We start from the raw sequence: 25,773 nt of genomic DNA, 5'->3' as shown, positions 1-25,773 counted from the left end.
ACCGAGCACGCTCTGTGCGCCCCGATGCTGCGGCTTTACTGGTGCGCCGCAGGGCGCCAGATGCAGCGAGAAGCAATGCGGGGTCAGTTCATGCGATCGGCGCACCAGCGGCTCACGGAGCACGAGTGGCACGCGGTCGAAGGGCGGGTGGTGAAGGCCGTGTCGCGGCTCCATTCGCTTGCGGCTTGGGCCACCAGGGCACGCGCGTGGTCGACCAAGTGCGGGTCGGTGACGTCGTAGCTGTAGGTGCGGCTGTCGTCGTGGCCGAGAACTTCCAGTTCGACCGAGGGATTCGCAGGAGCTGTGATCGAGTGTCGTGCGGCGAGGGCGGCGAGAAGCACAATATGGACCGCCGCTGGAAGGAACCGCGAGAGCGCGTCGTCCTCGCTTGTCGGCAGGGGCCGCTGTGTCGTTTTGGTTTCGCGCCAGATCGGTGCTTGGCGGTGACCGTAGGTGAGGTCGGGAGTAGTGGCCAGCAGGACGTCGCAGGCGGAGTCGTGGGCGTAGTACGACGGTTCGACCTGGACTCGCCGGTCCCGATCCGCTTGGTGCAGTGGGCAATGGTGGAGGTGCTGGCGGAGGAACGGCCATGCTTCCCGGTATTCGTCCTCGGTGAGCACGTCCGCGCAGGCGGGTGGGGCTGTGCCGGGTTCGGGAAGGTCCGCGGGGGTGCAGGCCGGGTGAGCCGGCCTGCTGTGTGCCGCGGCCAACCAGGAATGGACCGCGAGACCGCGGGTTTGGGCGCTGGTTTGGTCGTTCTCGCCGGGGAGGTGGAGGACGCGGGTCGCGAAGTACTGGGCGGGGCAGACCGCGTAGCGATCGAGGTCCGAGGCGCTAACCGTGCGGGTGTGCGTGCCGGTTTCGGACAGCCCGAGCAGGCCCGGTGTGTCGGGGACACTGGGACAGATCGACAACCAACGGCATTGCCCGCAGTCCCAGCATGGTCGCAGGTCTGTTCCGGCGATGAGACGGCGGATTCGGGGCAGCGCCGCGTTCGCGTAGAGGTCCCGGGCTCCGGCGGCGTTGAGGTCGGCGAGGACGGTGCTGCCGGCGTCGGCGAGTCCGATCTCGGTGATGACGACCCGGTCGGGTTCTTGGTCCCCGTTCGTGCCGCCGTCACGGGTACCGTCGGCGGCGAGTTTCGCGGCGACCGCCGCCCAGGCGAGGTCGTCTTCGTGTGCACCGCGGACTTGGCCGAGCCGGAGCCGGCGCACTTCGCGAATGGCACCGTCGGGGCTTTGGTAGTACATCCCCCAGGCGGCCAATTCCTTGCCTGGGTGCTGGATGAGGCGTTCATTGCTCAACCCCAACGGGCCGAGATCGGCTTGCCGGTCCTCGTGCGCCTCCAGGTAGTTCCACACGGCGGAGGCGAGGTATTCCCGGGCGAGGGGGTGCAAGGAGATTCCCTGCCGCGACACCGTGGCGTTGGCCTTGCGGATGGCATCGGTCTCGTCGGCGCCGCGATGGACCGCGGTGACGGCCTGGATGACGGCACCCAGCAGGAACGGCCACGGGTCGCGGCGCAAGGACCATCCGGTGGGTGGGGCGATGCCGGGGCGGGCTTCCATGTTGGACCGGGCCGGACACGCCTGACTTTGTTGTCCCAGCAACGTCGCCTTGATCTTGATCGAGTTGGGGCGGCCGCGGTAGGGCAGCTGGGGCGGCAGGGTGTCGTTCACGGGCAGCTCCTGGCGGGCGGGTACGACGAGACGCTCCACCTGTGAACCAAGATAACCCGGACGGGGCGAAAGATCATCGAAGGGGTCACCACAGCCGGCTCGGGTGGTCGTCGACGATCTGCCGGGGGCCGTTCAGCCTCCTTGAGACCCGTCGCGGCTTCGTGGCCGCTGGTCACGCACGACGACCACCGGGCATGGCGCGTGGCTCACGCAGTACTGGCTGATAGAGCCCAGCAGGGCGGGCGAGAAACCGCCTTGACCACGGCGACCGACGACCAGGAGATCGGCGGATTCGGCGGCGCGCAGCAGGGCCTTGGCGGGGTGGCCGCGGGCGACCTGCGTGTGGATTCTGGCGAGGTCGTCTTCGTCGACGCTCTCCCGGACGACCTTCCGAAGCGTTTCGTCGGTGACGCGGTCGAGTTGTTCCGCGGTCTGCAAGGGCCAGTCGTAAAGAGCGGGTGTATCCCAGACCATCACCGCGGTGATTTCGCCGTCTGTGCGCCGGGCTTGGCCGACGGCCCAGCGCAGGGCGTCCTGGGAGGAAGGCGAGCCGTCGATCCCGACGATGATCGCGTATCTCTGCTGCTCGTTCATGCGGCCCTCCACGACGGAATGGGCGTCCTCCACCCGGGCGCAGCGGGCCGAGGCAAGCGCCCTAGTTCGGCGATTTGTGGCGGCGCAGTCGGTTGGCGTTGCCCACGACTGACAGCGAGGACAGGGCCATCGCGACGGCGGCGATCATCGGGGACAGCCGGATGCCCAGCAGCGGGTAGAGCGCTCCGGCGGCGACGGGGATGCCGATGGCGTTGTAGATCAGTGCGAAGAACAGGTTCTGCCGGATGTTGCGCATGGTGGCGCGGGAAAGCCGGATCGCGGTGACCACACCGGTCAGCGAACCGGAGATCAGGGTGATGTCGGCGGATTCGATGGCCACGTCGGTGCCGGTGCCGATGGCCAGGCCGACATCGGCCTGCGCCAGGGCGGGGGCGTCGTTGATGCCGTCGCCGACCATGCCGACCCGGCGGCCCGCGTCCTGCAGGCGACGGATTTCACCGGCCTTGTGCTCGGGTAGCACCTCGGCGCGCACCACATGCACGCCAACCTGCCTGGCGATGGCGGCGGCGGTGCGGGCGTTGTCGCCAGTGATCATCACGACCTCGGTGCCCAGCCGGCGCAGCGCGGCGATCGCCGCGGTGGAGTCGTCCTTGACGGTGTCGGCGACTGCCAGCACTCCGGCGGCTTTGTCGTCCACGGCAACCAGGACCGGGGTTTTGCCATCGGCGGAAAGTCGCTCGCTGATCGGGTCGAGCGGGCGCGTGTCGATCCCGGAGCTGGCGAGCAGCGAACCGGTACCGACAACCACCGCATGACCGTCCACAGTAGCGTGTACGCCTTTCCCCGTGATGGAATCGAAGTCGCTCGCTTTCGATAGGACGAGGCCGCGATCCCGGGCCCCAGCCACGATCGCCGCCGCCAAGGGATGCTCGCTGTCGGCCTCGGTCGCGGCGACCAGGGTCAGCAACTCGGCCTCGCAGACAGCTCCGGCCACCACGACGTCGGTGAGCACGGGCTTGCCCTCGGTGATGGTGCCGGTCTTGTCCAGCACGATCATGTCGAGCTTGTGTGCGGTCTCCAACGCTTCCGCGGAGCGGATGAGGATGCCGGCCTTGGCGCCCTTTCCGGTACCGACCATGATGGACAGTGGCGTGGCGAGGCCGAGCGCGCAGGGACACGCGATGATCAGCACCGCGACCGAGGACACCAGCGCGAGGGTCAGCGCGGGCGGCGGTCCGGCCACGAACCACACTGCGAACGTGATGATGGCGACGGCGATCACGGCCGGCACGAAATAGGCGGAAGTGGCGTCGGCCAGGCGTTGGATCGGGGCCTTGGATGCTTGCGCCTGCCGCACCAGCCGAATGATCTGGGCGAGCATCGTGTCCGCGCCGACCTTGGCCGCGCGGACCCGCAGCGCGCCGGTGCCGTTGATCGTCGCTCCGATCACGGTGTCGCCGGCCCGTTTGGTCACCGGCATCGGCTCGCCGGTGACCATCGATTCGTCCACGGCCGAGGATCCGGCCAGCACGGTCGCGTCGACGGGGATCTTCTCCCCGGGACGAATCACCACCTCATCACCCACGACGACGTCCTCGACGGGGATTTCGGTCTCGACGCCATCGCGAACGACGCGCGCGGCGCGCGCCTGCAGGCCGAGCAAGGCCTGGATCGCCTCACCGGTACCGGCTTTCGCGCGTGCCTCGAATAGCCGGCCGAGCATGATCAGCGTGAGAATCACCCCGACGGCCTCGAAGTAGACCTCCCGCACCTCTTCGGGCAACGCGCTCGGGAATACCGTGACCAGCACGCTGTAGCCGTAGGCGGCGGACGTGCCCAGGGTGATGAGGCTGTTCATGTCGGCGCTGCGGTGGACCAGCGTCATCCAGCCGGTGCGGTGGATCGGCCAGCCCGTGTAGCACATCACGGGCGTGATCAGGGCTAACTGCACCCAGTGGTTGAGCAGCACGGCCGGTATCCAGGCCACGCCGAACAACGGCTGAGCCATCACCGCGAACAGCACCGGCGCGGTGAGCACCACTCCCACCAGCACGCGACGGGTCAGATCGACGATCTCGGCACGGCGCTCTTCGGTTTCCACATCGCCGCTTGCCGGTTCGGGGGCGGTCGGCTCGGCTTGGCCGCTCGCCACCGGAGCGGTCTGCGAGGTCACATCACCGGGCGCGGCACCATCCCCTGGGTCGACCACCCCTGGGTCGACCACCCCTGGGTCGACCACCCCGGGATCGACCACCCCGGCATCGACCACCCCGGCATCGACCACCAGCGTGCCGTGGACCATGTTCATCCCGCACGCGAACCCGAACGAGCCGGGCTCGGCGGGCATCAGCCGGAGCGTGGTCCGCCGGTACGAGGGCAGTTCCGCGCTGAGCCGCAGATCGGGAAACACCACCCGGGCGGTGCAGTCTCCCGACTCCCGGCGGTCGAACACCATCTCCACCGGCACGCCCCGACGTACCCGGATGACATCTGGCCGGTACCCGCCGCGCACGATCACCTGCACTCGCTGCACCCCGTCGACGAGGCGAGCGGTGCTGGCCCGGCGCGGCCCGAAGAAGAACCAGCCCAGCATGGCGATGGCCACGCAGGCGACGACCACGACGACGATGTCAACCGCGCTCATGCCGGGCTCCGCGGAAGCGGTGGGCCGAGCCGACGGCCACGCGCCGAGTCGCGCATGCTCACGGAAAAGCAAATACGCACGGTCACCACGCCTAACGGCAACGCAGGTGAATCCCTGCCGATCGTGGCTTCAGGATTCGCACTGGATACCAGGTGGGGTAGAGACTTTGGGCGCTCATTGCGCGCTCATCGGGGCGCTTGTGGCGGACGAGTCAGAAGCGACGCGTGAGTTTCCGGCGGTATCGCCAATCGCCTCCGCAGGCCATGACGAAATGCCCTAATGTCCCCCCGGGGCATCGCCCAGCCTGGAAGTGACAACGCGCCCAGGAGCAGGTGATGAACCGCGGTTGTGTCCCAGCCGGCGCAGGCTGGCTCATTCACGCGTTGGGGCTGACGGCGAATCCGTTGCGGCGGCGGCTTGATCGGGTCGCGGCGGCGGCGGTGCTAGGCGTGCTCATCATGGCGTTGACCGCGGTCCCTTTGGTGGCGATCGCATGGGGCAACGCCGCATATCAAGCGGGCCAGCGCGCGGCCGCGGTTGCCGCCGCCACGCGGCACACCGTGGATGCCGTCGTGACCGGTCAACCCACCACCCAAGTGCTGGCGGTCAGCCCGGATGCCCAGGTCACCAGCCATCGGGCCGAGGTGCGGTGGACCGGTGCCGACGGGGCCCCGAGGGTGGAAACGGTCGAGGTTCCGCCGGGCAGTGTGGTGGGGAGCAAGATGCCGTTGTGGGTCGACACCAGTGAGCGAATTGTGGCGGCACCGCCGGGCGAGAGCCAGGCGCGCGGATCGGCCTTCGGCGTCGCTTTCGGGGCCATTCTCGCGGGTGAGGCGCTGTGCGTAGTGCTGATCGCAGGCGTCCTGGCGATCGCGAACGGGTGTGCGGAACGCGCGTGGCACCGGGAATGGGAAATCATCGAACCAAAGTGGACCCGGCAGGGTTGAGCACCCCGAGGGCGTTCAGCGGGAACTTATGCGGTATGGCCCGAGCGCCGAACTGACTTTGCCGGACGCCCAAGGCGATGGTGTTGTGCCGTAGCGCGGTTCATTCACCGCCCTTTTGGATGTACGAGCGCACGAACTCGGCGGCGTTTTCCTCCAGCACGTCGTCGATCTCGTCCAGAATGGCCTCGGTGGTGTCGTCGAGCTCGTCACGGCGATCCGCCCCCGATGGAGCAGGTTCGGCCAGTTCTTCCTCATGACGGGTGTGTCGGCGGGTCTTCTCCTGGCGCATTCGGCACCTCCTGCGGTCGATGCGTGCCCAGAGCATGCGCATTACCGGCGTCAGTGGTCGCGAGTCGCGCCCGCAACAGCAAGGGTCGCGAACGATGGCCGACCGGCGCTAGGGGACCTCGGTCCCATTCACCATGCGGAAAGGCGGCAGTCCGGACGTGAAGCAGCGCCCGCCCGGTGTTTTCCGGGCGGGCGCTGATGTGGTCGGTGGATGCTGTCAGGACGTACGGGAAGTCACGTTCTCCTCGATGCGCTCGAAGATGTCGGAGTCCGTGTTGCGCTGCCATTCGGGCATGGCTTCCCAGTCGGCCACGTATGCGGGTTTGGGGTCCTCGAAGTGCCGGAAGATCTGGCCGATCCAGCACAGCGCGACGAAACGTCCCTTCTGCTCGCGGGTGAGCTTGGCCGTGCTGCCCTCGGTCGCCACGATGAAGTCGTGTACCTGCCGGTATACGGCTGTCGCGCTGGCGCGCTCCCAATCGGGTGTGTCTTCCCACGGGGCGATGTAGCCGGGCTTCGGCTCGCCCGGGTAGTACTTGTTCACCCCGGCGATCCACGCCTCGCGGAAAATCCGTCCTTGCTCGTCCGACACTGGAACTCTCCTCACTGCCTCGGGGCGGATGTCGTCACAACGTCTCTGATCTGTGAGTCCAGGTAGCGCACGTGCCGGTCGCCGAGGTACGGCACCAGGTGTTCTCGCAGATCCCCAAGCTTGCGCCCAAGGTAACCTACCGACGCCGTCTGCCGGGCGCTGTCCATTGCTGCGGCGCCGTTCATAAGCAGCTGGTCGACATCGCCGCGCTGCGCGCCGACGGTGGCGAGGTCGGTGAGCACGCTCCCTCGGCGGCGGGCGGAAGTGGCTTGCAGCAATGCCTTGTTCAGCGCGGGCTCGGCCAGGTCCGGGCGGCGCAGCGTCACGTAGCACGCGCCGCGTTCCTCATCCAGCCGTGAGCCTTCGAATCGAAGCCAGCCGGTCGCGGGCGCTTTCGCGTCGAGGTCGGCGACTTGCTCGGCCTTGTCCAAGGCCCGTTGGCAGGCGGAGAGGTTCCCGAATCCCGCCTGGGTCTGTGCCTGGACGGCGGCAACCCAAAATCGAGTAGTCCGACTGGGGTTGCCGCGCACCGCGAGCTGCGTAGCCCCGTCGAGCAGCGAGGAGGCTTGTTTGTACTGCCGTTCGTAGATGCCGATGAACGAGTGCCGGGTCATCGCGCACGCCCAGAGATCGAACTCGCGCGCTTCCTTGCTGACGTGTGCGGCTTCCGCGTAGCAGCGCGCGGCATCCTCGTAGCTGTCGCCGTCGAAGAAAATTTCCCCGCAGAGCTGGAAAAGGTCACCGGTCAGTGCGCAAAGCCTGCGTCGCACGTCTGCCCCCTGGGGCTCGTGCAGGCTGGCGTGGAGGGTGGCGAGCTGCTCCCGTGCGGCCGGAAGGACATCGCGCTTGGATCGCGACTGGGCGAACTTCGTCCACAGCTCAGCGTTCAGACGCTCGTAGGTGTCCACGGTCACGGGGGCGAGGCGGCGGGGGTGCTCGGCGGCGTGCCGGATCCGGTCGATGTCAAGAGCGGGGATCGCGAGCAGACTGCCCGTGACCGTTACCAAGCGGAGTAGTTCACGGCGATTCACGTCGTCACGTTGCCAATCGTCGTCGTGCGGCGCGCCGGGGAACCGCGGTTGTGTTGCTGGGCCATTCCTTCCTACCCGGGCGCCTTGCAGTTCGGCAATCTTGACCCGCTTCGCTTCCGCGACGACACGGTCGAAGTGGGCGAGAAGCTCGCCGTTGGCTTCTAGCGCCTGATCGGCGGTTTGCCAGAAGACACGGCCTGGGAACTGGCGGCCGGCCTCGATGTGGGAGATCGACGTTCGCGAGTAGGCGGTGATCTTCCCGATGGCGGTTTGGTCAAGCGGTGAAGCCTCCCGGTATCTGCGGAGCGCGGCTCCCAGGGCACGACGAAGTTCTGTGATCGCTTCAGGAGCACGGGCCATGAACGTCTCCAGTCGTGTCCGCAGCACATGTCCGGTACGTGCATGGGCGTAGCTAGCTGCACGAACAGGAGGACAAGGCCAGCTAGGTGTGGGAGTTTCGCCCACATTATCCCCCACGTCAGTTCCACACGGTTACGTGGTGGATACGTAGAGCGACGGTTTCGCTACGGCGACTGGAACCGCAGGAGGGGTGACGATGAGCGGATTTACCACGGTGCTCGTCGTGATGGCCGTCTTTGCCTTCGGTTCGGCTGTGATCAGCGGGTTAGCCATCTTCGTCGATGAGATGTGGTTGCGGCGAGCAAGCGCGCCGCAACGCCGACCAGGACGACACAGAAGACGAGTTGCGGGAGGCGGCGGATCATGTGTTCATCCGAGATTGACCTCTTGCTGACCGAGCTGCGCCGCACTGTGTGGGGACTCTGGGTGTTCGGCCCGAAGCATGGCCCCGACGTCGTAGCTGCGGTGCACAGATGGCAGACGTGCGCAGACGTGGTGATCCTTCGCGGCGAGGACGATGCGACGGCCTACCGTACGCCGACCATGCTGGGCTCGGACGTGTTCGTACCCGATCTGGTGTCGTGGCAGTACCACTCATCGGCGGTATGGACCCTCCGGGCGGCGCTCGCACTGCCGCCCCCAGGGCATGCGCAAGCGCCGATCGCGGTGCTGAAACCCGACCTGCTGTGCTTCCTGCCCGCTGATCTCGGCCAACCGGTCACCATTCGCCCGCCGCAGCTCACCGGCCCCGCCGATTGGAAAGTCGGGAGGTGAGTCGGTGAATGAGGCTCGGGACAAGGTCATCGCCGTGAACCTGGCGTTGGCGGGCGTCCTTCAGCACGCCGAGCAACTGCACCGGATCTATGAGTGGCGCGTCTGGAGATAGCCACAGTGATGTGCGACGAGCCCGCCGCGAACACCGGGGCAGGCCATGTCCTGCTGGCACACCTCGATGCGGGTAGCCGCGCCGGACTGGAACTGTCGCGACTACGCTTCATGGCGTCTGCAACGCGCATTCGTCGCCGCATGGTGAGCCCGCGGAGTCCACTGTGGTGAACTTGTCGTCGTACCCTTACCGGTGGGGATACTGTTGGAATTGCTGGGGATTTCGACGAATGTGCGTACGTCGAGGCTGGAGGTGAGCGGGCATGTCCGGTGGCGGGGAGGGCGACGGGGTCGGGCTGCGGAAGCGGCTGCCGCGTCCGGTTTACGAACGTGAGCTGTTCCGGCTGCAGGGGGAGTTGGTCAAGCTCCAGGAGTGGGTTCGGGTCGCGGGTGCCCGCCTCGTAGTGGTGTTCGAGGGGCGCGATGCGGCCGGGAAGGGCAGCACGATCAAGCGGGTGGCCGAGTACCTCAACCCCAGGCAGGCGCGGATCGCGGCTCTCCCGGCGCCGTCGGAGCGGGAGCGTTCGCAATGGTACTTTCAGCGCTACGTCGAGCAGTTGCCGACGGCGGGCGAGATCGTGCTTTTCGACCGCAGCTGGTACAACCGCGCGGGAGTCGAGTGGGTGATGGGGTTCTGCACCGAGCAGGAGCACCGGCGGTTCCTGCGGCAGTGCCCGGTTTTTGAGCGCCTGCTCGTCGAGGACGGCTTGCTGCTGCGGAAGTACTGGTTCTCGATCAGCCAGGCGGAGCAGGAGCGGCGCCTGCGCAAGCGCGTCGATGATCCGATGCGTCGCTGGAAGCTCTCCGCCGTCGATCTGGAATCGGTGTCCCATTGGCAGCAGTACTCGCGGGCCCGCGATGAGATGCTTGCCGCGACCGACACCGCGGCGGCGCCTTGGTATCTCGTGGAATGCGAGGACAAGCGCCGGGGACGGATCAACATGATCGCGCACCTGCTGTCCAGCGTCCCGTACTACGAGGTGCCGGTCCCCAGGGCGGAGCTGCCGGTTCGGCCACCGCCCGGCGACTACGAGCGGCCGCCTCGGGAAAACTACACCTACGTGCCCGACCACGCTGCTTCGCTGTGACGAGGGCGAACCCGTGTCGTCGTGCTCAAGGTGGAAAGGCCGTGGGATCGCCGCCCCGGGGTGGGTGTTCCAGCGAGAACCGTGCGGTCTCGCCCGGCCCGAGGTGGACGGTTCGGGGGCCGCAGGCGCAGGTCACCCGGCGGTGGGCCGGTCCGAGTGCGCTTCGCACGGTGATGGTGCGTCCGGTGACCTTGATGGTGAGCGGCAGGCCGCGGTAGCGCAGGGATAGCTCCAGCGGGCCGAGCTCGGTCGGCCACAGCGGGTTGAACCGCAGCATGCCGTCGCGGACTTCGATGCCGGCGAAGCAGCGTTGCAGTAGGTCGACGCCGCCGGTCATGGCGGCGAGGTGGATGCCTTCGTTGGTGGTGCCGTGCTGGGTGTCGTGAATGTCGCTGGCCAGCACTTCGTCGAAGAACTCCAGCGCCCGGTGCCGGTGGCCGCGGGCGAGAACCCAGGCGTGCACCACCGCGCTGAGGGTGGATCCGTGGCTGGTGCGCCTGAGGTAGTAGTCGATGTTGTCGGGGATCGTCTCGGCGGGCATGGGGTAGCCGAGCCTGGTGAGGATGTCCTCCAGTTCTTCGGCCGACAGCAGGTAGAACAGCATCAGCACGTCGGCTTGCTTGGATGCCTGGTAGCGGTTCGGGTCGTCGTTTTCGGCTTCCAGGATGCGGTCCAGGCGTTGGATGTCCCCGTAACGGCCGCGGTAGGCGTCCCAGTCGAGTTCGGCGAGCCGGTCGTAGCCTTCGAACTGGCTGATGATGCCGTCGGCGTGGAACGGCACGAACATCCGTTGTGCGATGCGGTTCCACCGGTCGGTTTCGTGATGGCGGATGTCGAGGGCATCGGTGAGCTCATCGCGGCGCTCGGCGGGCAGTTCGTGCAGGAGGCGCACCGCGGTGCGGCACAGCCAGGCGGTCATGATGTTGGTGTAGGCGTTGTTGTCGATTCCCGGTCGGTCTCGGCCGGGGTAGGCGGTGTGATACTCATCCGGGCCGACGACGCCGCGGATGACGTAGCGGTCGCGGCTGTGGTCGTACTGGGCGAGCGAGGAGAAGAACCGCGCGATGTCGAGGATCATTTCCGCGCCGTAGTCGCTGAGGAACTCGTCGTCCCCGGTGGCCTGGTAGTAGTGCCAAATGTTGTGGGCCACGGCGATGCCGATGTGCCGTTGCAGGTGCGTGTGATCGGGCAGCCAGCGGCCGGAGCGGGGGTTGAGGTGCAGCAGCTGGCTTTCCTCCCGGCCGTTACTGCCGCTCTGCCACGGGAACATCGCCCCGGCGAATCCGGCATCGCGGGCGGCGTTGCGCGCTTGCCGCAGCCGGCGGTAGCGGTAGTGCAGCAGCAGGCGGGCCAACTGCGGCATGCGCAGGCTGAGGGTGGGCAGGATGAACAGCTCGTCCCAGAACACGTGGCCGCGATATGCCTCGCCGTGCAGGCCACGGGCGGGTAGGCCGACGTCGAGATCGGTGCTGTTGGGCGAAATGGTCTGCAGCAGGTGGAACAGGTGCAGGTGCACCGCTTGCCGAGCGGCCTCGCTCATTGACAGTCCATAGTGGAACGTTCTGTGCAGGCGTGCCCAGGCGAGGCTGTGCGATCGGCACAGGCCGTCGAAGCCGGCGGCGTCGCGCACCTGTTCCACGGACTCCGCAACGGGTTCGGTGGTGGCGAAGTCCCGCGAGGTGTGCAGGGAGACGATCTTCTCCACCCGCACCTCGGTGCCCCGTTGGACCTCGACGGTGAGATCGTGGGCGATGACGTTCGCGTGCCGCAGGAGTGACCGCTTCGCGTCGATCGGCTCGTCACCCAGGTAGATTCGGGCGCGCTCGGCCTCGGCTATGCGGATGTGCGACTGGGATGTTCGTGCCTGTAGCACAACGATATTCGGGGAGATTTCGGCGGTGTGGTAATCGACGAGGTGCCGGTCGCCCAGCGCGCGATAGCGGGCGACCCCGGTGTTGGCCACGTTCCCGTCGATTCCGCAGCGCAACGTCAGCGTGCCCGACCAGTCCTCCGCGACGAGCGTGGTTTCCAGCCCGGCGAGGTGCGGTGAGGCCATGTGCACGAAGCGGTGCTGCACGACCCTGGTGGTGCGGGCTTGCCGGTCGCGGAAACGCAGCCGGCGGACCAGAATGCCGCGTTCGAGGTCCAGTTCTTGCTCGTGGTCGAGCAGGTCGACCTGCGTCAGGTCGAACCAGGGGCCGTCGTTGAGGCGGAAGGTCAGCAGCAGCCAGTTCGGCATGTTGACCAGCGATTCGGTTTCCACCTCGTGGTCGGCCACCGTCGTGGTGAGCCGGTTGTAGCAGCCGGCGACGTAGGTGCCGGGGTAGTGCACGCCGTCGGCGCGGGACTCCGGTGCCGCTCCGCGCGTGGCGAAGTAGCCGTTGCCCAGCGTGCACAAGGCTTCCCGGCGGCCTTCGTCGTCCGGGTCGAAGTCGTGGAAGCCGAATTGCCAGGCGGTCATCGGAGGTCGTCGCGGAAGATGACGACTGCGGTCGCGTATTGGCGTTGGTTGCTCATGGCGGCCTCCCCGACATTGCCCGCACTCAGGATGTGACGGGGACGAACGGCTCGCACCGCGAGCCGGAACTTCGAACATTCGGACATCGAGCGCCAGATCGGTCGCGCGGGGCTGCGCAGGGACGATCGGCGGTTCAGGGGAACTGGCCCAGGCGCCGCAACAAATCCGTGCAAGCGGACAGTTGCCGGATCTCCGCGGCGGAGAAACCGGCTTCGAGGGCCCTGGCCAGCCAGTCCTCCTTGGCGCGCCGCCCGGTGCGGAACTGCTCGCGAGCGGCTTCGGTGAGACTCAGCAGCGTCTTGCGTCCATCGTTCGGGTCGGGCGATCCGGTGACCAAGCCCGCGTCCTGGAGAACCTGGATGATCTTGGCCATCGACTGTGGCCGCACACCCTCGGCGCGAGCCAGGGCCGTGGCCGTGGCCGCCCCGTCGCGTTCCAGGCGAAGCAGGACCGACGACTGCGATTTGGTCAGGTCGCTGCCCTCCGCCTGCTCGCGGAGCCTGCGCACGAGCTGGCCGAGGACGACTCGGATTTCGCCCGCCAGCAGGGAGGTGTCCACCGGTGACTCGGATCGCTGGTCGCTCACGCCCCGAGGCTAGCATTTATACAGTTAACTGCACAGATAGCTGTCGAATTTCTGAACATCACTACCCCATCCTCTTCGATATTTGATACAAATAAGGCCTGTCGAAGGCTAAGTCGGCCTGGCCGGGATGCCCAGGATGGGCCCGCAAGTCGGCGAAATAGCTGGCAAGGACCCGGTTTTTGGAAAGAGGAGGGTTGCGTGATCATATATCAAACTCGTACGGTCCTGATGTCCACCGAAGACCGCCGGAGGTTCTGATGCCCGCCGTTGCCGCGGCCCGCCCGTTCCGGGAGGGGCTGTTGAAGCTGACGCCACCGCGTCTGCTCGGTTCTCGCTGTGGCCGCTGCGCCACGGTCACCTTCCCGCCCCGGGAATTCTGCCCGGGTTGCCGAGCCGTCGAGCCGATCACCGAGACCGAGCTGTCGCCCGAAGGCACCGTGTACAGCTTCACGGTCGTCCGGCAGGCACCGCCCGGGATCGAGGTGCCCTACGTGCTGGCCTATATCGACCTCCCGGAGGGGGTCCGCGTGCTGGGTCAGGTCGTCGGGGTGGCTCCCGAAGCCGTCACCATCGGAGTGGGCGTGCGACTCGAACCAACGGCCTTCGGCCGGGACGGGGACGGCACGGAGCTCGTCGGCTACCGGTTCCGCGCCGCGAGCGAGGTGACGGCATGACACTCGCTCCTGCTCACGTGGCCGGCGCCGGGATGATCCGCTTCGGCAAGTACCCGGCCGACGTCACGCTCGAACGGATGGCGGTCGGCGCCGCCCGTGCGGCACTCCTCGACGCCGGCGCCGATCTCACCCAGATCGACGCGTGCTACGTCGGCCATGTATTCGGCGGACCCGTTGCCGGGCAACGAATCGCCGCGCAGCTCGGACTTGACGGGCTGCCGGTGTCCAACCACGAAAACTACTGCGCCAGCGGCGCGACCGCGCTGCGCGAAGCCTGGGTGGCGCTAGCCGCCGGACTGCACGATGTCGTGCTGATCGTGGGCGTGGAGAAAATGACCGACCGGGTCGCCGGTGGCGTCCGGCCCGACCCGGGCGATCTGGACGCGGCGGTCGGCTACGTCATGGCCGCCGGCCATGGCCTCAGCGCCCGGCGCTACATGGCCGATCACGGTGCGACGCGCGAACAGATCGCGGCGGTCGCGGTGAAGAACCACGCCCACTCGGTCCACAACCCCTTCGCGCAGTACCAGCGGCCGGTCAGCATCGAGGAAGTCCTCAACGCGCGCCCGATCGCCGAACCGCTGGGCCTGCTGGACTGCAGCCCGATCTCCGACGGAGCCGCCGCGATGGTGCTGTGCACCCCGGCCGGTCTGCGGCGTCTCGGCCTCGTCGCGCCGGGGCCCCGGATGCTGGGCTGCGCCCTGGTCAGCGGCAGCGTGCGGCCCGGCACCGGCGACGTCAACGAAGAGGACGTTTCCCGGCGGGCCGCCGAGGAAGCGTGGAAACTCACCGGGATCGGCCCGGAGGACATCGACCTGGTGGAGATGCACGACTGCTTCACCATCGCCGAAATCGTGCGGATGGAAGGGCTCGGCCTGATCCCGCGCGGTGCCGGGGCGGCCTGGACCGCGGCGGGCGAAACCTCGCTCGGCGGGCGCCTGCCGGTCAACCCCAGTGGCGGTCTGCTCTCTCGCGGGCATCCGGTCGGTGCCACCGGAGTCGCCCAAGCCTGTGAGCTGACCTGGCAGCTGCGAGGCACTGCCGGCGGCCGTCAGGTCGAGGGCGCTCGCGTCGGGCTGAGCTACTGCAAGGGCGGCACGGTCAACGGAACGGACGGAGGTTCGGTGACGACGCTGGTGATGTCGAAATGACCGCCGGGGTGAGCGCCGGACTGACCGTCTGGGGCGGCCGAACCGCACTCGTGGACGCTCTGTCCAAAGTGGATAGCGGCGTGCCGGCGGCCTGTCTGATCCCGGACCTGCCCGGTGACCGGGACCTCGAAGCGCTCTCCGACGAACTGCTCGACGCCGAGATCGGCGACGTGCTCGGGGACGTGCTGGCCGAGGTGCAACAGGTGCTGCCCGAGTTGAGCAGCCGGGGAGGACGTCTGGTTTTCCTACTGCCGCACGATGTCGCGCTGGGGAGACCGCACAGCACGGCGGCGAGTGCGGTCGCCGGCGGGGTGCTGTCCATGTCCAGAACCTTGGCGATCGAGCTTGGCCGCGACGGCGTGACGGTCAACACGCTGCTCTACGCCGACGGCAGCGAGCCCGCCGTCGCCCGGCAGGTCGCGGCGCTGGTAGCGCCCGAATCGGCGGCCATCACCGGTCAGGAGATCTATGTCACCGCGGGCAGCGGTCTGGGGAGGTTGCGGCCATGAGAACCGCACTCGTCACCGGCGGAGCCGGGGGCATCGGGCATGGCGTCTGCGAGCGGCTGGCCCGGGACGTGGACGTCGTGGTCGTCGCCGACCTCGATCCCCATGCGGCGGCGGCCGGCCTCGGGCCCAAGGCCCGGCCGATGGTTCTCGACGTCACCTCGCCGGCCTCACGCGAGGCCGTCGCGGCGGCCTGCGTCGAGGAGTTCGGGGCGATCGACGTCCTGGTGAATTGCGCCGGCGTGCTGGAAGACGCCCGCGTTGGCACCCTCGACCCCGCCCTGTTCCGCCGCCTGCTCGCGATCAATCTGCTCGGGCCGCTCGCCCTCACCCGGCTGCTGCTCGGGCCGATGGCGCAGCGCAATGGGGGAGCGGTGATCAACGTCGCCTCGCGCGCGTGGCTGGGCACCTTCGGTTCCACCGCCTACTCGACCGCCAAGGGCGGGCTTGTCGGCGCCACCCGGTCGCTTGCCCTCGAAGTCGCGCGCCAGGGCATCACCGTCAATTGCGTGGCGCCGGGATTCGTGGCGACGCGGATGACCGAAGGCCTGCCGGAGCGCATCCGGCAGCGCACCCTCGACGCCATCCCGGTCGGCCGCGCCGGGCGGCCCAGCGACGTCGCGGACGCGGTGGCCTATCTCAGCGGCGCTTCCTACGTCACCGGCCAGGTGCTCGTGGTCTGCGGCGGCCGCAGCATCGGCGATCCCTACCGGCCCCCGGCGTGAGAGGACAGAAGATCATGGGTCCCTTGCATGGACTGCGCGTCGTGGAGTTCGCCGGACTCGGCCCGGCCCCGTTCGCCGCGATGATGCTCGCCGACTGCGGCGCCGACATCGTGCGGATCGACCGGCCCGGGTCCGAATCCGACGGCGGCATCCTCGAACGCGGACGCCCCACCACCCGCCTCGATCTCAAGTCGGAGTCCGGGCGCGCCCGCGCGCACGAGCTCATTGCGGCGGCCGACGTGCTGCTCGAAGGCTTCCGTCCGGGGGTCATGGAGCGGCTCGGGCTGGGGCCCGACGCATGCCTGGAGATCAATCCGCGACTGATCTACGGGCGCATGACGGGTTGGGGACAGACCGGGCCGATGTCCGCCAAGGCCGGGCACGACATCAACTACCTCGCCCTTACCGGCGCGCTGCGTTCCATCGCCCGGAGGGGCGAAGCGCCGGTGCCGCCGCTGAACCTGGTCGGCGACTACGGCGGCGGTGGGATGCTGCTCGCCTTCGGTGTCCTGGCCGCCTTGCACGACCGCCACATCAACGGACGGGGCCAGGTCGTCGATGCCGCGATGGTCGATGGGATCAGCCTGCTGATGTCGGGAATCTGGAACCGGGTCGCGGCAGGGCGCTGGCAACCTGAGCCGGGAACCAACGACATCGACACCGGGGCCCCGTTCTACGACGTCTACCAGACCGCCGACGGCGGGTACCTGGCCGTGGGCAGCATGGAGCCCCAGTTCTACGACCGGCTGGTAGGTGCCCTCGGGCTGGATCCCGCGCAACTGCCCGAGCAATGGGACCGGGCTTCCTGGCCGGCCACCAAGAAACTGTTCGCCGAGGTCTTCGCCACCCGCACCCGGGCCGAGTGGACCGCCGTCTTCGAGCCACTCGACGCCTGCGTCACGCCGGTGCTGAGCATGGCCGAGGCGGCGGCCGACCCACACGTGGTGACACGCGGCACCCTGCGGGTCAACAAGGGCCGGGTGGAACCCGCCCCCGCGCCTCGCTTCGGCCGGATCACACCGGAGTAGACATTGTCCAACCGCAACCTGGCCGACCACGGCAAACGACAGTTCCGGTAGGACGACCTAGCCCCTGTCCTGCAACAGCCGAACAAGGGTGAGGTACGCCAGGGACATGAAGGCCGCCACCGCCAGCGCCCAGGCCAGGGTTTGGGTCGCGCGGGCCCGCCGCCGACCGACCACCGAGGGCGGGAATCCTCGCCGCAGAAGCCGACGCAGCAAGGGATGCCGGTGGAGTCCCACGCTGTAGCCGGTCAGGATCAGCGCCGCCAGCCCGAAGACCGCGGAGGCGACGGAGGCCAGTTTGTCGGCAACGTCAAGCACATGATCAGATTGCCAGCCGCCGGAGCTCCGGGCGTCGGCCACTGCCGCTTCAGGCCAGAAATCGCCATGCGAGGGGGACAAGTTGGGCCACGTTGACGCGGTTCCACCGCGCGTTGAACGGGCAAAATCGGCGTTATGAGCGCCGTGGAGAGCACTGAGCTGGCGAAGTTCCTGCGAACCTGCCGGGCCCGGGTGAGTCCGGAGGAGCTGGCGCTGGGCCGCGAATCCTCCCGCCGTCGGGTCCCCGGACTGAGGCGCGAAGAGCTCGCGCAGCTCGCTGGGGTGAGCGTGGACTACTACACGCGGCTGGAACAGGGCCGCAGCCGCAGCGCCTCGGCCGACGTGCTGGACGCGCTGGCCACCGCTCTGAGGCTCAACGAGGCCGAGCGCCAGCACCTGATGGACCTGGGTCGGCCGGAGCCGGCCCGGCGCAAGCGCCGCGCACGCCCCCAGCGCGTGGAACCCGCGACCCTGCGACTGATCGAAATGCTCGACGAGCTGCACTCCCCGGCGTTCGTCCTCGGACGGCGGCTCGATGTCTTGGCGCACAACCGGCTCGCCGGTGCGCTGATCACCGAGTTCCGGGCGCTGCCGGCGGCCGAGCGAAACCAGGCGCGGTTCGTGTTCTTCGATCCGCATGCTCGCGAGCTCTACCAGGACTGGGCGGCGGTCGCCGCCGACACGGTGGCGATGCTGCGACTCGACGCCGGCCGCTACCCGGACGATCCGCAGCTGTCGGCGCTGATCGGCGACCTGTTCATCCACTCGGCGGAGTTCCGGAAGTGGTGGTCCGACCACAAGGTGCACCGGCGCACCACCGGGTCGAAGGGCTACCACCATCCCCTCGTCGGCGACCTGACCGTGCAGTACCAGGCATTGCATCCGGCCGGGGATCCCGACCAGATCTTGTTCGTCTACACCACGGAACCCGGTTCGCCCTCGGACACCTCGATGCGCCTGCTGGCGAACTGGAACAGCACCGAAAACCAGGAACGCGAACCGAACGTGCGCTGATCTCATCACGCCGCTACGGCCCCCGGCCCGAGGCCGTAGCGTTCCGCAACGATTGAGGCGAACCGATTTGCGTCCGCGTTGGCGTAGCCCGCAACCTTCAGCTTGTACTGCTGTTCGCGCAAGGCCTCGGCGTCCTCGTCGCAGATGGCGACCAGTTCGACCGCGTCGGAATCGAGCAGCCCGGGCCCTGATGACCGTGTAGGGGTGAGCTGGTGAACGTCGATCAGGCGAAGCAGGCAATTCGTGAGCGGGTGTGGGCGCTGCTGGAGTCTGGTCTGGCCGCCCCCGCTGGCGTCCACGGCCGCATCCCGTCGTTCTTCGGAGCCGATCGAGCCGCCGAGCGGCTGGCCGAACTGCCCGAGTGGCAGGCCGCCAAGGTGGTGAAGGCCGTACCGGACAAGGCCCAGCAACCCGTCCGTGCCCGTGCTCTCCGAGAGGGCAAGCTCGTATACATGGCGGTGCCGAAGCTGGCCGAGCCGAAACCTTTCTCGCTGCTCGCCCCGGCTGAGCTGTCAGTGCCCGCCGACGAGGCCGCCAGTAAGAACGTCGCTGCGAAGATCGGCCGTAAAGTGGATGTGGACGAGATGAAACCGGTCGACCTGATTGTCTGCGGCAGCGTGGCCGTTAACCGGCGCGGGGTCCGGCTGGGCAAAGGCGCGGGTTACTCGGACATCGAGGTGGCCTTGCTTCAGGAGGCGGGGCTGATCGGGCCGGAGACGACGATCGTGACTACTGTGCACCCCCTTCAGGTCATTGAGGACGAGCTTCCCGAGACCGACCACGACTTCAGCGTGGATGTGATCGTGACGCCCGACTTCGTCATCCGCTGCCCGGATCCGAGGCGACCGCAGGGACTTCTGTGGGACGACCTGCCGCCCGAGAAGATCGCGAGAATCCCGGTGCTGGAAGCTCGCCACAAGAACATCAGATAGACGCTGCCTCTCCCGTGGTGATGGTGGTCCTTTTCGTCCCTGGATAAGGGTGACCATCTTCGGCGCTCTTTTCGTTGCTCCGGGCTGTTTCAGTGGGGGGTACGGAAAGCCATGCGGAAAGGGAGAAAAGTAGATGGCTACCTGGTTGATCACCGGCGCTTCTCGGGGCGCCGGTCGCGAACGGAAACTGCCTTGGAAGGGCTTATCCCGTTCGCGACCGCATGCCCCAGCCGGGCGGCCGGGTGGTCGGAGTGGGGGAGCGCGGGGTACGGCTTATGAGGTTTTCGCCAGTGGCGTCGGCATTCGGGGGGCCGACGCCACTGGCGTGCAGAGCCCAGGTCGGGGGTTGTCGGGGCTGGGCTCCTCAGCCAACGTGGCTTCTCAGCCGACTCCGTCGAGGAGAGGTTCGACTGTGTCTTCCGTGTTGGCTGCGGTGGTGGCTTGTCGCTGCGCGCCCGGGGGCGGCGGCCCGTCGGAGGCGAAGCGGTCGAGCACGTTCTTGGTGAGCTTGGAGATGTTGTTGTCGTAGTTGTTGTGGGAGAGCGAACCGCAGTAGGCGATCGAGCTCGCCGACCACACCGCGCCGCCGTTGGCGGTGGGGAAGTAGACGATGTCGCCGCGAACGCGACCGTTCTGCGTTCCGCCCGAGCCGGGGACGTTGAAGAAGAGCTCTTCGAGCACTTCGAGGTAGATGTCGGTGTGACCTTCCGAGTTCGCCGCGATCAGCGCCTCCGGCGGTGATCCGAGCGCCGCGTCATAGATGTCGAGTTCGAGTCCTGCCGCGCCGTCGCCGACGAGGCCGAAGTCTCCTAACTTTTCGTCGGGTGCGATCCCGTCGAACATCCAGTTCAGTTGGTCGCTGCGGCCATCTTCGGTGCGGCGGTAGTAGGACGAGACGTCAAAGCCTTCGGCACCGAAGCCGACCCCTGCCAGCCGTTGCGGCGCGCGGCCGCGATGGCGCCAAAGTGTGCCGTATTCCCCGGTGAAGGAGAGGTGGAATTCACCGGGGCGGCAGCGCCATGCGTTGGAGCCGTGGCCCTTGCGCACCTCAATGACGTTCTTGTTCTCCGGGTCGAAGTTGATGACCCAGTAGAAACCGTTGGCGCCCAGGTACATGAGCCGCCCGCCGCCTTCGGTGTAGGCGTGCAGGTGGTCGAGCATCTGCTCGGAGTAGTACTCGGGGTGCGAGCCGGTGAGCACCACGCGGTACGGCCGCAGCACGTCGACGCCCTCGTGGTGCAGGTCCTGGTCGGTGATCACGTCGAACTCGTAGCCCAGGGTCGTGAGCCAATCGATCAGGTGGAGGTCGGCGTTGAACTGCCACAGCGACGGCGACAGCCAGTGCCGGAAGCCCGGGCGCATGTTCAGAATCGGCCGCAGCCGCGAGGAGTACGCCACCCCGGATCCGTCGCTGTGCACGTCATAGGTGGAAAGGCCGAACTCGCGATGCTCGGACAGGACGATGTTGCCTTCTTGCAGCGCCGGTGCCCGCGCCACGAAAAGTTGTGCCAGCGGCGCCGTCAACGTCACATGATCATTGGCGTAGGCCAGGTAGCTGGCGGTCGGCACGAGGAAGCAGATGCGTTTTTCCCGCCCGGGGAGCGGGCGAACGTAGAACGGCACGTAGTCGGTGTCGGCGTCGGCGCGCAGCCGCGCGGCATACAGACCGGAGGGGAGATCGTCGGGGACCTTCAGCGTGAAGTCGACCGCCCAGCGCGCGTCGTCGAGATCGTCATCATGAAAGTGGATCGCGCCGTACTGGTCCGTGGCATGGATGAAGTTCTGCTCCTTGGCCCGCCAGTTGTAGCCGGTCACCGCCCGGGTCGGCACGTTGACCGTGCGGCCGTGCAGCTGGTTCGCCGACACATCGGTGATCCGGCGGGTCTCGCGGATGCCCTGCCGGGTGATCTCCTCCTGGAAGTTCCACGCGGCGACCAGCGCCGGACCGTGCGGATTGTCGATCTGTGAAACGATTTGCTCGCGCGGCAGCGCCGCCGCATGCACCCGCGGCCGGTCGAGCTTGCCGTTGTAGCCACCGGCTACCGCCACTCCGATCGGCTCGTCGGTCAACTGCTCGACATAACCGGCCATCACCAACGGCACGTCGACGTCGTTCGGCACGCGCACGGTGCTGTGCTCCATCACGAGCGCGGTAGTCGACTGCAAGGAGCTCGCCAGCGCGAAGCGCCCGTTCGTCGGCGTGACGATCGGCTCCTGGTTGAGCGTGACGGTGCCATTTTCCACGGACATCGAGGCGAGGTACCAACATCCGGCCAGCAACGGTTTTCCGGAGGAAATGCGGTGGACGTTTCCCGGCCCATCGCCCAGCCAGGCTTCGAGGCACCCGTCCTCCCCGATGAACAGGCCGTACCCCGCTTCCCTGGAAGCGTCCCACTTCGTCAGCAGCCCTTGCGGGCCCGGCCGCCAGTAGCCCTCGGTCTTCGTCGGCATCGTCGGGCAGATCAGCACCTGCAGCGTGAAAACGGGGAGACGCAGGCGCGGATGATCGTCGACGATCACATGGGAACCGGAGTAGACGCGCTGCACCCGGCCCTCGTAGTCGGTGTCGATGTCGGTGCGGACCGGTTCGACCTTGAAGCCCGGGCCGTCGGGGTTCGTGTCGCCGTGAATAAGCTTCACGATGTCGGCGTGATAGCTCTCCGCGTCACAGCTGACGAAGAAGTTCACGAGCTCGCCGGGGAACACGCTCAGCTCGTCGCTGTAGCCGATGACCTTCATGATCCTGACCTCCTCAGTACGCCGGCAACAGGTCGGCGTCCGCGAGCCGCTTCAGGAAGAGGCCGTGCTCGGCCTCGTATCGGTCGGGAAAGCTGTCGGGCAGGAGCTCGGGCGGGCGCCCGGGCGTGCCGATGATCGTCGCAATGCGCCATTCCTCGTGCGGTTTCGTGCACACGAGGATGTACTTGCCCGGCATTTTCAGGTGATGCTTTCGCAGGTAGATGAGCACCCGCTCCAGCTCGTCACTGTGCTTGCCGATCGGTCGCGTGCGGTGCTCGTCGATGATCGCCTGGGTAATGCGCGGTTTGACCTCGGTTTCCAGGATGTGCTGCTCGACCTGGAGATACGCGGCGTGCTCGCGCGCGAACTGCTCTTCCTGAGAGGGAAGCTCCACTGCCATCCCTGATCAACCTCCTTTGCCGGCCGAACCATCGGAACTCCGGGACTCCGGAACACCCGCGCTATTCAACGTAGCCCGCTGCCGACGCCGGTTCGATAAGTCAACTTGCGCATTTTTCGCCGGCACCGCTCTTGCCCGCTCCCCGGACCTCGCCCACAATTGCTGGACATAATGGTTGGCATAGGTCAAGGGCGAGGTCCGGGTCGCCGTAGCACTCACCGGAGTCCTGCCGGGGTTCTTCGCACCCACGGCCAGCACATCGCGCCGCGCGACATTGAGTGTTTGCTCGATATCGGACAAATCGCCGCGGCTACCACCGACCTGAGGGCCGGCGCCGCCGAGATCCTGGACCGTTTCCGGTCGATCGTGCCGTACGCGGCGGCCAGCATCAGCGCGTGGAATCCAATTACCGATCGACACGAAACGATCGCCAACGCGTCCTACCCGCCCGAGGTGGTGCGGCACCTCGACACCTGGTTCGTGCACCACGACGAGGTCTACGAACTCATGCGCAACGTCGACCCGGAGCCGCTGCGCTGGCGCGACATGCCGTTCGACTACCGCCGGCTGTACTCCGCGCGCGAGGTGTTCATGCCGGCGGGCTTCGACGAAGGCGTGACGACCTGCCTTTACACGCCGGACGGCCGCTACACCGGCAGCATGCACGTCAGCACCGACTCGCGGCGCCACCCCTCGGACTCCGCGGCGCATGCGCTGGTCATCATGCAGCAGATGCTGGCCGGCGTGACCGACATCCTTCGCCCGCCCACGTGGCTGGCTTCCTCGCTCGGCACCGAGGAAGGAGGGGCCATCGTGACCCCTGAGGCGAGGGTGGTCACGCTCGCGGGCCCCGCTCCCGGGCCCCACCTCATCTCCGACGGCGCGCTGCCCCGCGCCGTGGCCCAGACGCTGTGCTCCGGGCAGGTGGTCACCCGTTTCCTGTGGCAGGACGACGCCGGACATTGGCACGAGGTGCGGCTAGCACCCATCCCGGAGGGCGCCGTGGTCACCGTGGCTGCGAGCCGCCTCCCGCACGAGCTGACGCCTCGCGAGCTTGACGTGCTCACGCTCGTGACGGCCGGGTGCTCGAACCCGCAGATCGCTGCCACGTTGTTCCTCTCGACCAAGACCGTCGCCAAGCACGTCGAGCACCTGCTTGCCAAGCTCTGCTGCACGACGCGGGCCGAGGCCGCCTCCCGTGCCATCAACGAGGGGCTGCTTCGGCGCCCCGTGCCCTCCGCCCGCGCCTGACGCGCGGACTTCTCGACGCCTAAAGAATCGTTTCAAAAGTGGCGAAATCGGCATTTCCCCAGAAGCGTCGCCGGAAAACCGAGAATCTGAAATCACCTCACCGATAACGGAAGTCGCCGCACGCCGCAGTCGTCCCACGCCGCGCGAATAGAGCATCGCGAATAAAGCAGACAGCGGGGGCTGTTGCACCGATCGGACCGAAATTCCCATTCCGCCCAGCGGACATTAGGACGTTTCAATGCCGGAGCGCGTCGATCCATCGCGAAATCGCCTCGGCCGTCGTCGCGGCCCCCTCGCTCATCATCGTGAAGTGGTTCCCGCCAACATCCGCCGAATGGTGGGGCAGCGGCCACCCGGCCCGCCAGGCGACTTCTCGATGGTGTTCGCGAAGCGGGTCGCCCGGCCGCACGAACAGCTTCGGCGCGGAAACCGGATTCGGGTTCCAGTCGCCGAACATCCGGAAATACCGTCCCATCGCGGTGAGCCGGAGCTGTTCGAGGTGGGCGATTCCGTCTGGCGGCTCGAACATGTCCCCGATGAGCTCGGGCAGGATCGCCGCGATCTCGTCGCTGGTGGGCAGGTAGGTGTCGAGCAGGACGATTCCGGTCGGCGCCATCCTCGCCCGCTCCAGCCGCTCGGCGCCTCGACGAGGTCGCCGACCCGGGTGCCGGTGCCGTGGGCCTCGACCATGTCCACGTCCGCCGGCCCAGCCGAGCTGCCGAAAGCGCTTGGCGGAACATGCGTTCCCGCGCCGAACCATTGGGCACGGTAAGTCCGTTGCTCGCGCCGTCCTGATTGACCGCCGAGGAACGAATCACGGCCATGACGCGGTGCCCACCGCGCACCGCATCGGAGAGCCGCTCCAAACGAGGACACCGGCGCCCTCGGCCCAGGCTGTCCCGTCTGCGGTCGCGGAGAACGCCTTGCAGCGCCCATCCGGCGCCGGCGCCCGCTGCCTGCTGAATTCCACGAACACACCGGGGGTGGACAGCACCGAGACACCCCCGGCCAACGCCACCGTGCATTCGCGTGCTCGCAACGACCGGCAGGCCAGATGCAGTGCCACCAATGAGGATGACTGGGCCGTGTCGACCGTGATCGCCGGGCCTTCCGAACCGTAGAAGTAGGCGAGCCTGCCCGACGCGACGGCGGCGGAGGTACCGGTCAGCAGATGTCGGAAGCATCGAGGGGGAGACCTGCTACTTTCGTCCTCCAGCGGGCCTTTGGGTTCGTTGGTTCACGGAATGCTGCGGATGCCGCAGCCGATCAACGCCTGCGAAAACAAGGCGCCGATTACCCGAGCAATTGACGAGGATTACCGACCGGCACGATAGACAAGATTCAATTTCGGTCCGGGCCGTCACGCCGCGAGAGGCAGGTGTGGCGGACAATGGGCAGGGGGCGGTCTCAAGGTGATCCCCAGCGGGGCTGAAAGCAGCAATGAATCCATCCGCATGGGCGCAGCGTAGGAGCGTCATCGCGAGAGCCATGGAAGGTAGTCAGTTCGAGCATCGAAGCTGGCCCTTTAGTGCAAGTGCCAAGGAGGCGGACGCGCGGCGAACACCCGGTGCAGCGCCAAGTAGGCCCGTACGGTGCCAAAACTCGGTGCACGGTCGTGCCGGCGGGTGGTCGAGGCTCTGTTGTGGACGGTGGCGACGGGCAGACGGCGAAAGCCGCAATGTGGATGTTCTCGGGTCAATCGGATGGTCAGGCGGCGGATGACGGCGCGCGGGGTGACGGGACGTGTCGGAATGAACTCGGACCGAATACGTTGCCGGGCGCGAGTTTTCGGCGACCTGGGAAAATCGGGGTCGCGTCCGCCCTGAGGTCGGCGTCCTGGGTGCGTTCGGTCTCGGGGAGCGAGA

Annotated in this window: 23 protein-coding genes and 1 pseudogene; 11 read left to right on the top strand and 13 right to left on the bottom strand. The window is 67.5% G+C overall.

The window, feature by feature from the left end; genetic code table 11:
• Positions 1 to 83: 83 nt before the first annotated feature.
• The 3 genes from BJ970_RS35210 to BJ970_RS35200 form a co-directional block, all read right to left on the bottom strand.
• Complete coding sequence (locus tag BJ970_RS35210) at positions 84 to 1,679, bottom strand: PD-(D/E)XK nuclease family protein (RefSeq protein ID WP_184732242.1); 1,596 nt, start codon at positions 1,677 to 1,679, stop codon at positions 84 to 86.
• A 132-nt stretch (positions 1,680 to 1,811) separates the two neighbouring features.
• On the bottom strand, positions 1,812 to 2,273 hold the full coding sequence (locus BJ970_RS35205) for a universal stress protein (protein ID WP_184732240.1): 462 nt from the start codon (positions 2,271 to 2,273) through the stop codon (positions 1,812 to 1,814).
• 61 nt (positions 2,274 to 2,334) lie between these two features.
• Positions 2,335 to 4,878, bottom strand: coding sequence for a heavy metal translocating P-type ATPase (locus tag BJ970_RS35200; protein WP_184732238.1), 2,544 nt, complete (start codon positions 4,876 to 4,878; stop codon positions 2,335 to 2,337).
• 335 nt (positions 4,879 to 5,213) lie between these two features.
• Here BJ970_RS35200 and BJ970_RS35195 point away from each other — a divergent pair, with 335 nt between their 5' ends.
• Positions 5,214 to 5,825, top strand: coding sequence for an Rv1733c family protein (locus BJ970_RS35195; RefSeq protein WP_184732236.1), 612 nt, complete (start codon positions 5,214 to 5,216; stop codon positions 5,823 to 5,825).
• A gap of 100 nt (positions 5,826 to 5,925) precedes the next feature.
• On the opposite strand, the gene BJ970_RS35190 is transcribed toward BJ970_RS35195, so the two are convergent.
• From BJ970_RS35190 to BJ970_RS35180, 3 genes are all read right to left on the bottom strand, one after another.
• Positions 5,926 to 6,114, bottom strand: a complete 189-nt coding sequence (locus tag BJ970_RS35190) for a ubiquitin-like protein Pup (protein WP_184732234.1) — start codon at positions 6,112 to 6,114, stop codon at positions 5,926 to 5,928.
• 216 nt (positions 6,115 to 6,330) lie between these two features.
• Positions 6,331 to 6,705, bottom strand: coding sequence for a hypothetical protein (locus tag BJ970_RS35185; RefSeq protein WP_184732232.1), 375 nt, complete (start codon positions 6,703 to 6,705; stop codon positions 6,331 to 6,333).
• 11 nt (positions 6,706 to 6,716) lie between these two features.
• Positions 6,717 to 8,096, bottom strand: coding sequence for a helix-turn-helix domain-containing protein (locus BJ970_RS35180; protein WP_184732230.1), 1,380 nt, complete (start codon positions 8,094 to 8,096; stop codon positions 6,717 to 6,719).
• 363 nt (positions 8,097 to 8,459) lie between these two features.
• Between BJ970_RS35180 and BJ970_RS35175 the strand changes: the two genes are divergently transcribed.
• Both BJ970_RS35175 and ppk2 read left to right on the top strand, forming a co-directional pair.
• The gene (locus BJ970_RS35175; protein WP_184732228.1) at positions 8,460 to 8,870 is read left to right on the top strand and encodes a hypothetical protein; all 411 of its coding nucleotides are present in this window, start codon (positions 8,460 to 8,462) and stop codon (positions 8,868 to 8,870) included.
• Positions 8,871 to 9,244: 374 nt separating this feature from the next.
• On the top strand, positions 9,245 to 10,069 hold the full coding sequence (ppk2, locus tag BJ970_RS35170; protein ID WP_184732226.1) for a polyphosphate kinase 2: 825 nt from the start codon (positions 9,245 to 9,247) through the stop codon (positions 10,067 to 10,069).
• 25 nt (positions 10,070 to 10,094) lie between these two features.
• On the opposite strand, the gene BJ970_RS35165 is transcribed toward ppk2, so the two are convergent.
• Positions 10,095 to 12,530: a glycoside hydrolase family 65 protein gene (locus BJ970_RS35165; RefSeq protein ID WP_184732224.1), complete on the bottom strand. Its 2,436-nt coding sequence runs from the start codon at positions 12,528 to 12,530 to the stop codon at positions 10,095 to 10,097.
• A gap of 190 nt (positions 12,531 to 12,720) precedes the next feature.
• Positions 12,721 to 13,173, bottom strand: coding sequence for a MarR family winged helix-turn-helix transcriptional regulator (locus tag BJ970_RS35160; protein ID WP_184732222.1), 453 nt, complete (start codon positions 13,171 to 13,173; stop codon positions 12,721 to 12,723).
• Between the two features lie 257 nt (positions 13,174 to 13,430).
• Here BJ970_RS35160 and BJ970_RS35155 point away from each other — a divergent pair, with 257 nt between their 5' ends.
• From BJ970_RS35155 to BJ970_RS35135, 5 genes are read left to right on the top strand one after another with little or no spacing between them, the layout of a single operon-like run.
• Complete coding sequence (locus BJ970_RS35155) at positions 13,431 to 13,847, top strand: Zn-ribbon domain-containing OB-fold protein (RefSeq protein ID WP_184732220.1); 417 nt, start codon at positions 13,431 to 13,433, stop codon at positions 13,845 to 13,847.
• A complete protein-coding gene (locus BJ970_RS35150; RefSeq protein WP_184732218.1) occupies positions 13,844 to 14,998 on the top strand; it encodes a thiolase family protein in 1,155 nt (384 codons plus the stop codon). Before BJ970_RS35155 ends, BJ970_RS35150 begins: the two co-directional genes overlap by 4 nt.
• Complete coding sequence (locus BJ970_RS35145) at positions 14,995 to 15,507, top strand: Rossmann-fold NAD(P)-binding domain-containing protein (protein ID WP_184732216.1); 513 nt, start codon at positions 14,995 to 14,997, stop codon at positions 15,505 to 15,507. The genes BJ970_RS35150 and BJ970_RS35145 overlap by 4 nt, the downstream gene beginning before the upstream one ends.
• Entirely contained in the window at positions 15,504 to 16,229 is a 726-nt protein-coding gene (locus BJ970_RS35140) for an SDR family NAD(P)-dependent oxidoreductase (RefSeq protein WP_184732214.1), read from the top strand. Before BJ970_RS35145 ends, BJ970_RS35140 begins: the two co-directional genes overlap by 4 nt.
• A gap of 14 nt (positions 16,230 to 16,243) precedes the next feature.
• On the top strand, positions 16,244 to 17,257 hold the full coding sequence (locus BJ970_RS35135; RefSeq protein ID WP_184732212.1) for a CaiB/BaiF CoA transferase family protein: 1,014 nt from the start codon (positions 16,244 to 16,246) through the stop codon (positions 17,255 to 17,257).
• 57 nt (positions 17,258 to 17,314) lie between these two features.
• Here the strand turns inward: BJ970_RS35135 and BJ970_RS35130 are convergent, their stop codons facing one another.
• A complete protein-coding gene (locus BJ970_RS35130) occupies positions 17,315 to 17,572 on the bottom strand; it encodes a hypothetical protein (protein WP_184732210.1) in 258 nt (85 codons plus the stop codon).
• A 135-nt stretch (positions 17,573 to 17,707) separates the two neighbouring features.
• On the opposite strand from BJ970_RS35130, the gene BJ970_RS35125 reads away from it, so the two are divergent.
• Both BJ970_RS35125 and BJ970_RS35120 read left to right on the top strand, forming a co-directional pair.
• Positions 17,708 to 18,586: a helix-turn-helix transcriptional regulator gene (locus tag BJ970_RS35125; protein ID WP_184732208.1), complete on the top strand. Its 879-nt coding sequence runs from the start codon at positions 17,708 to 17,710 to the stop codon at positions 18,584 to 18,586.
• A 212-nt stretch (positions 18,587 to 18,798) separates the two neighbouring features.
• Positions 18,799 to 19,518 carry a 5-formyltetrahydrofolate cyclo-ligase gene (locus BJ970_RS35120; RefSeq protein WP_184732207.1) on the top strand — a complete coding sequence of 240 codons (720 nt, stop codon included), beginning with the start codon at positions 18,799 to 18,801 and terminating at the stop codon, positions 19,516 to 19,518.
• Positions 19,519 to 19,899: 381 nt separating this feature from the next.
• Here BJ970_RS35120 and BJ970_RS35115 read toward each other — a convergent pair whose 3' ends face one another.
• Entirely contained in the window at positions 19,900 to 22,257 is a 2,358-nt protein-coding gene (locus BJ970_RS35115; RefSeq protein WP_184732204.1) for a N,N-dimethylformamidase beta subunit family domain-containing protein, read from the bottom strand.
• 13 nt (positions 22,258 to 22,270) lie between these two features.
• A complete protein-coding gene (locus BJ970_RS35110; RefSeq protein WP_184732202.1) occupies positions 22,271 to 22,657 on the bottom strand; it encodes a N,N-dimethylformamidase alpha subunit family protein in 387 nt (128 codons plus the stop codon).
• Positions 22,658 to 22,939: 282 nt separating this feature from the next.
• Here BJ970_RS35110 and BJ970_RS35105 point away from each other — a divergent pair, with 282 nt between their 5' ends.
• Positions 22,940 to 23,908, top strand: coding sequence for a helix-turn-helix transcriptional regulator (locus BJ970_RS35105; RefSeq protein WP_184732200.1), 969 nt, complete (start codon positions 22,940 to 22,942; stop codon positions 23,906 to 23,908).
• 235 nt (positions 23,909 to 24,143) lie between these two features.
• Here BJ970_RS35105 and BJ970_RS38625 read toward each other — a convergent pair whose 3' ends face one another.
• Both BJ970_RS38625 and BJ970_RS38620 read right to left on the bottom strand, forming a co-directional pair.
• On the bottom strand, positions 24,144 to 24,524 hold the full coding sequence (locus tag BJ970_RS38625) for an alpha/beta hydrolase family protein (protein WP_246471964.1): 381 nt from the start codon (positions 24,522 to 24,524) through the stop codon (positions 24,144 to 24,146).
• Positions 24,525 to 24,547: 23 nt separating this feature from the next.
• Positions 24,548 to 25,082: pseudogene (locus tag BJ970_RS38620) on the bottom strand (beta-ketoacyl [acyl carrier protein] synthase domain-containing protein); the annotation flags it as partial.
• Positions 25,083 to 25,773: the final 691 nt, after the last annotated feature.

The sequence above is a fragment of the Saccharopolyspora phatthalungensis genome, from assembly GCF_014203395.1.
Taxonomy (GTDB): Bacteria; Actinomycetota; Actinomycetes; order Mycobacteriales; family Pseudonocardiaceae; genus Saccharopolyspora; species Saccharopolyspora phatthalungensis.
This window is presented reverse-complemented; position numbering and strand designations above follow the sequence as displayed.

Excerpts from the sequence above, each read along its gene's own strand:
- BJ970_RS35110 (WP_184732202.1), bottom strand. The coding sequence starts at position 22,657 with ATGGCAGTGGAGCTTCCCTCTCAGGAAGAGCAGTTCGCGCGCGAGCAC.
- BJ970_RS35155 (WP_184732220.1), top strand. The coding sequence starts at position 13,431 with ATGCCCGCCGTTGCCGCGGCCCGCCCGTTCCGGGAGGGGCTGTTGAAG.
- BJ970_RS35150 (WP_184732218.1), top strand. The coding sequence starts at position 13,844 with ATGACACTCGCTCCTGCTCACGTGGCCGGCGCCGGGATGATCCGCTTC.
- BJ970_RS35140 (WP_184732214.1), top strand. The coding sequence starts at position 15,504 with ATGAGAACCGCACTCGTCACCGGCGGAGCCGGGGGCATCGGGCATGGC.
- BJ970_RS35175 (WP_184732228.1), top strand. The coding sequence starts at position 8,460 with ATGTGTTCATCCGAGATTGACCTCTTGCTGACCGAGCTGCGCCGCACT.
- BJ970_RS35205 (WP_184732240.1), bottom strand. The coding sequence starts at position 2,273 with ATGAACGAGCAGCAGAGATACGCGATCATCGTCGGGATCGACGGCTCG.
- BJ970_RS35115 (WP_184732204.1), bottom strand. The coding sequence starts at position 22,257 with ATGAAGGTCATCGGCTACAGCGACGAGCTGAGCGTGTTCCCCGGCGAG.
- BJ970_RS35190 (WP_184732234.1), bottom strand. The coding sequence starts at position 6,114 with ATGCGCCAGGAGAAGACCCGCCGACACACCCGTCATGAGGAAGAACTG.
- BJ970_RS35135 (WP_184732212.1), top strand. The coding sequence starts at position 16,244 with ATGGGTCCCTTGCATGGACTGCGCGTCGTGGAGTTCGCCGGACTCGGC.
- BJ970_RS35145 (WP_184732216.1), top strand. The coding sequence starts at position 14,995 with ATGACCGCCGGGGTGAGCGCCGGACTGACCGTCTGGGGCGGCCGAACC.
- BJ970_RS35195 (WP_184732236.1), top strand. The coding sequence starts at position 5,214 with ATGAACCGCGGTTGTGTCCCAGCCGGCGCAGGCTGGCTCATTCACGCG.
- BJ970_RS35125 (WP_184732208.1), top strand. The coding sequence starts at position 17,708 with ATGAGCGCCGTGGAGAGCACTGAGCTGGCGAAGTTCCTGCGAACCTGC.
- ppk2 (WP_184732226.1), top strand. The coding sequence starts at position 9,245 with ATGTCCGGTGGCGGGGAGGGCGACGGGGTCGGGCTGCGGAAGCGGCTG.
- BJ970_RS35165 (WP_184732224.1), bottom strand. The coding sequence starts at position 12,530 with ATGACCGCCTGGCAATTCGGCTTCCACGACTTCGACCCGGACGACGAA.
- BJ970_RS35200 (WP_184732238.1), bottom strand. The coding sequence starts at position 4,878 with ATGAGCGCGGTTGACATCGTCGTCGTGGTCGTCGCCTGCGTGGCCATC.
- BJ970_RS38625 (WP_246471964.1), bottom strand. The coding sequence starts at position 24,524 with ATGGCGCCGACCGGAATCGTCCTGCTCGACACCTACCTGCCCACCAGC.
- BJ970_RS35180 (WP_184732230.1), bottom strand. The coding sequence starts at position 8,096 with ATGGCCCGTGCTCCTGAAGCGATCACAGAACTTCGTCGTGCCCTGGGA.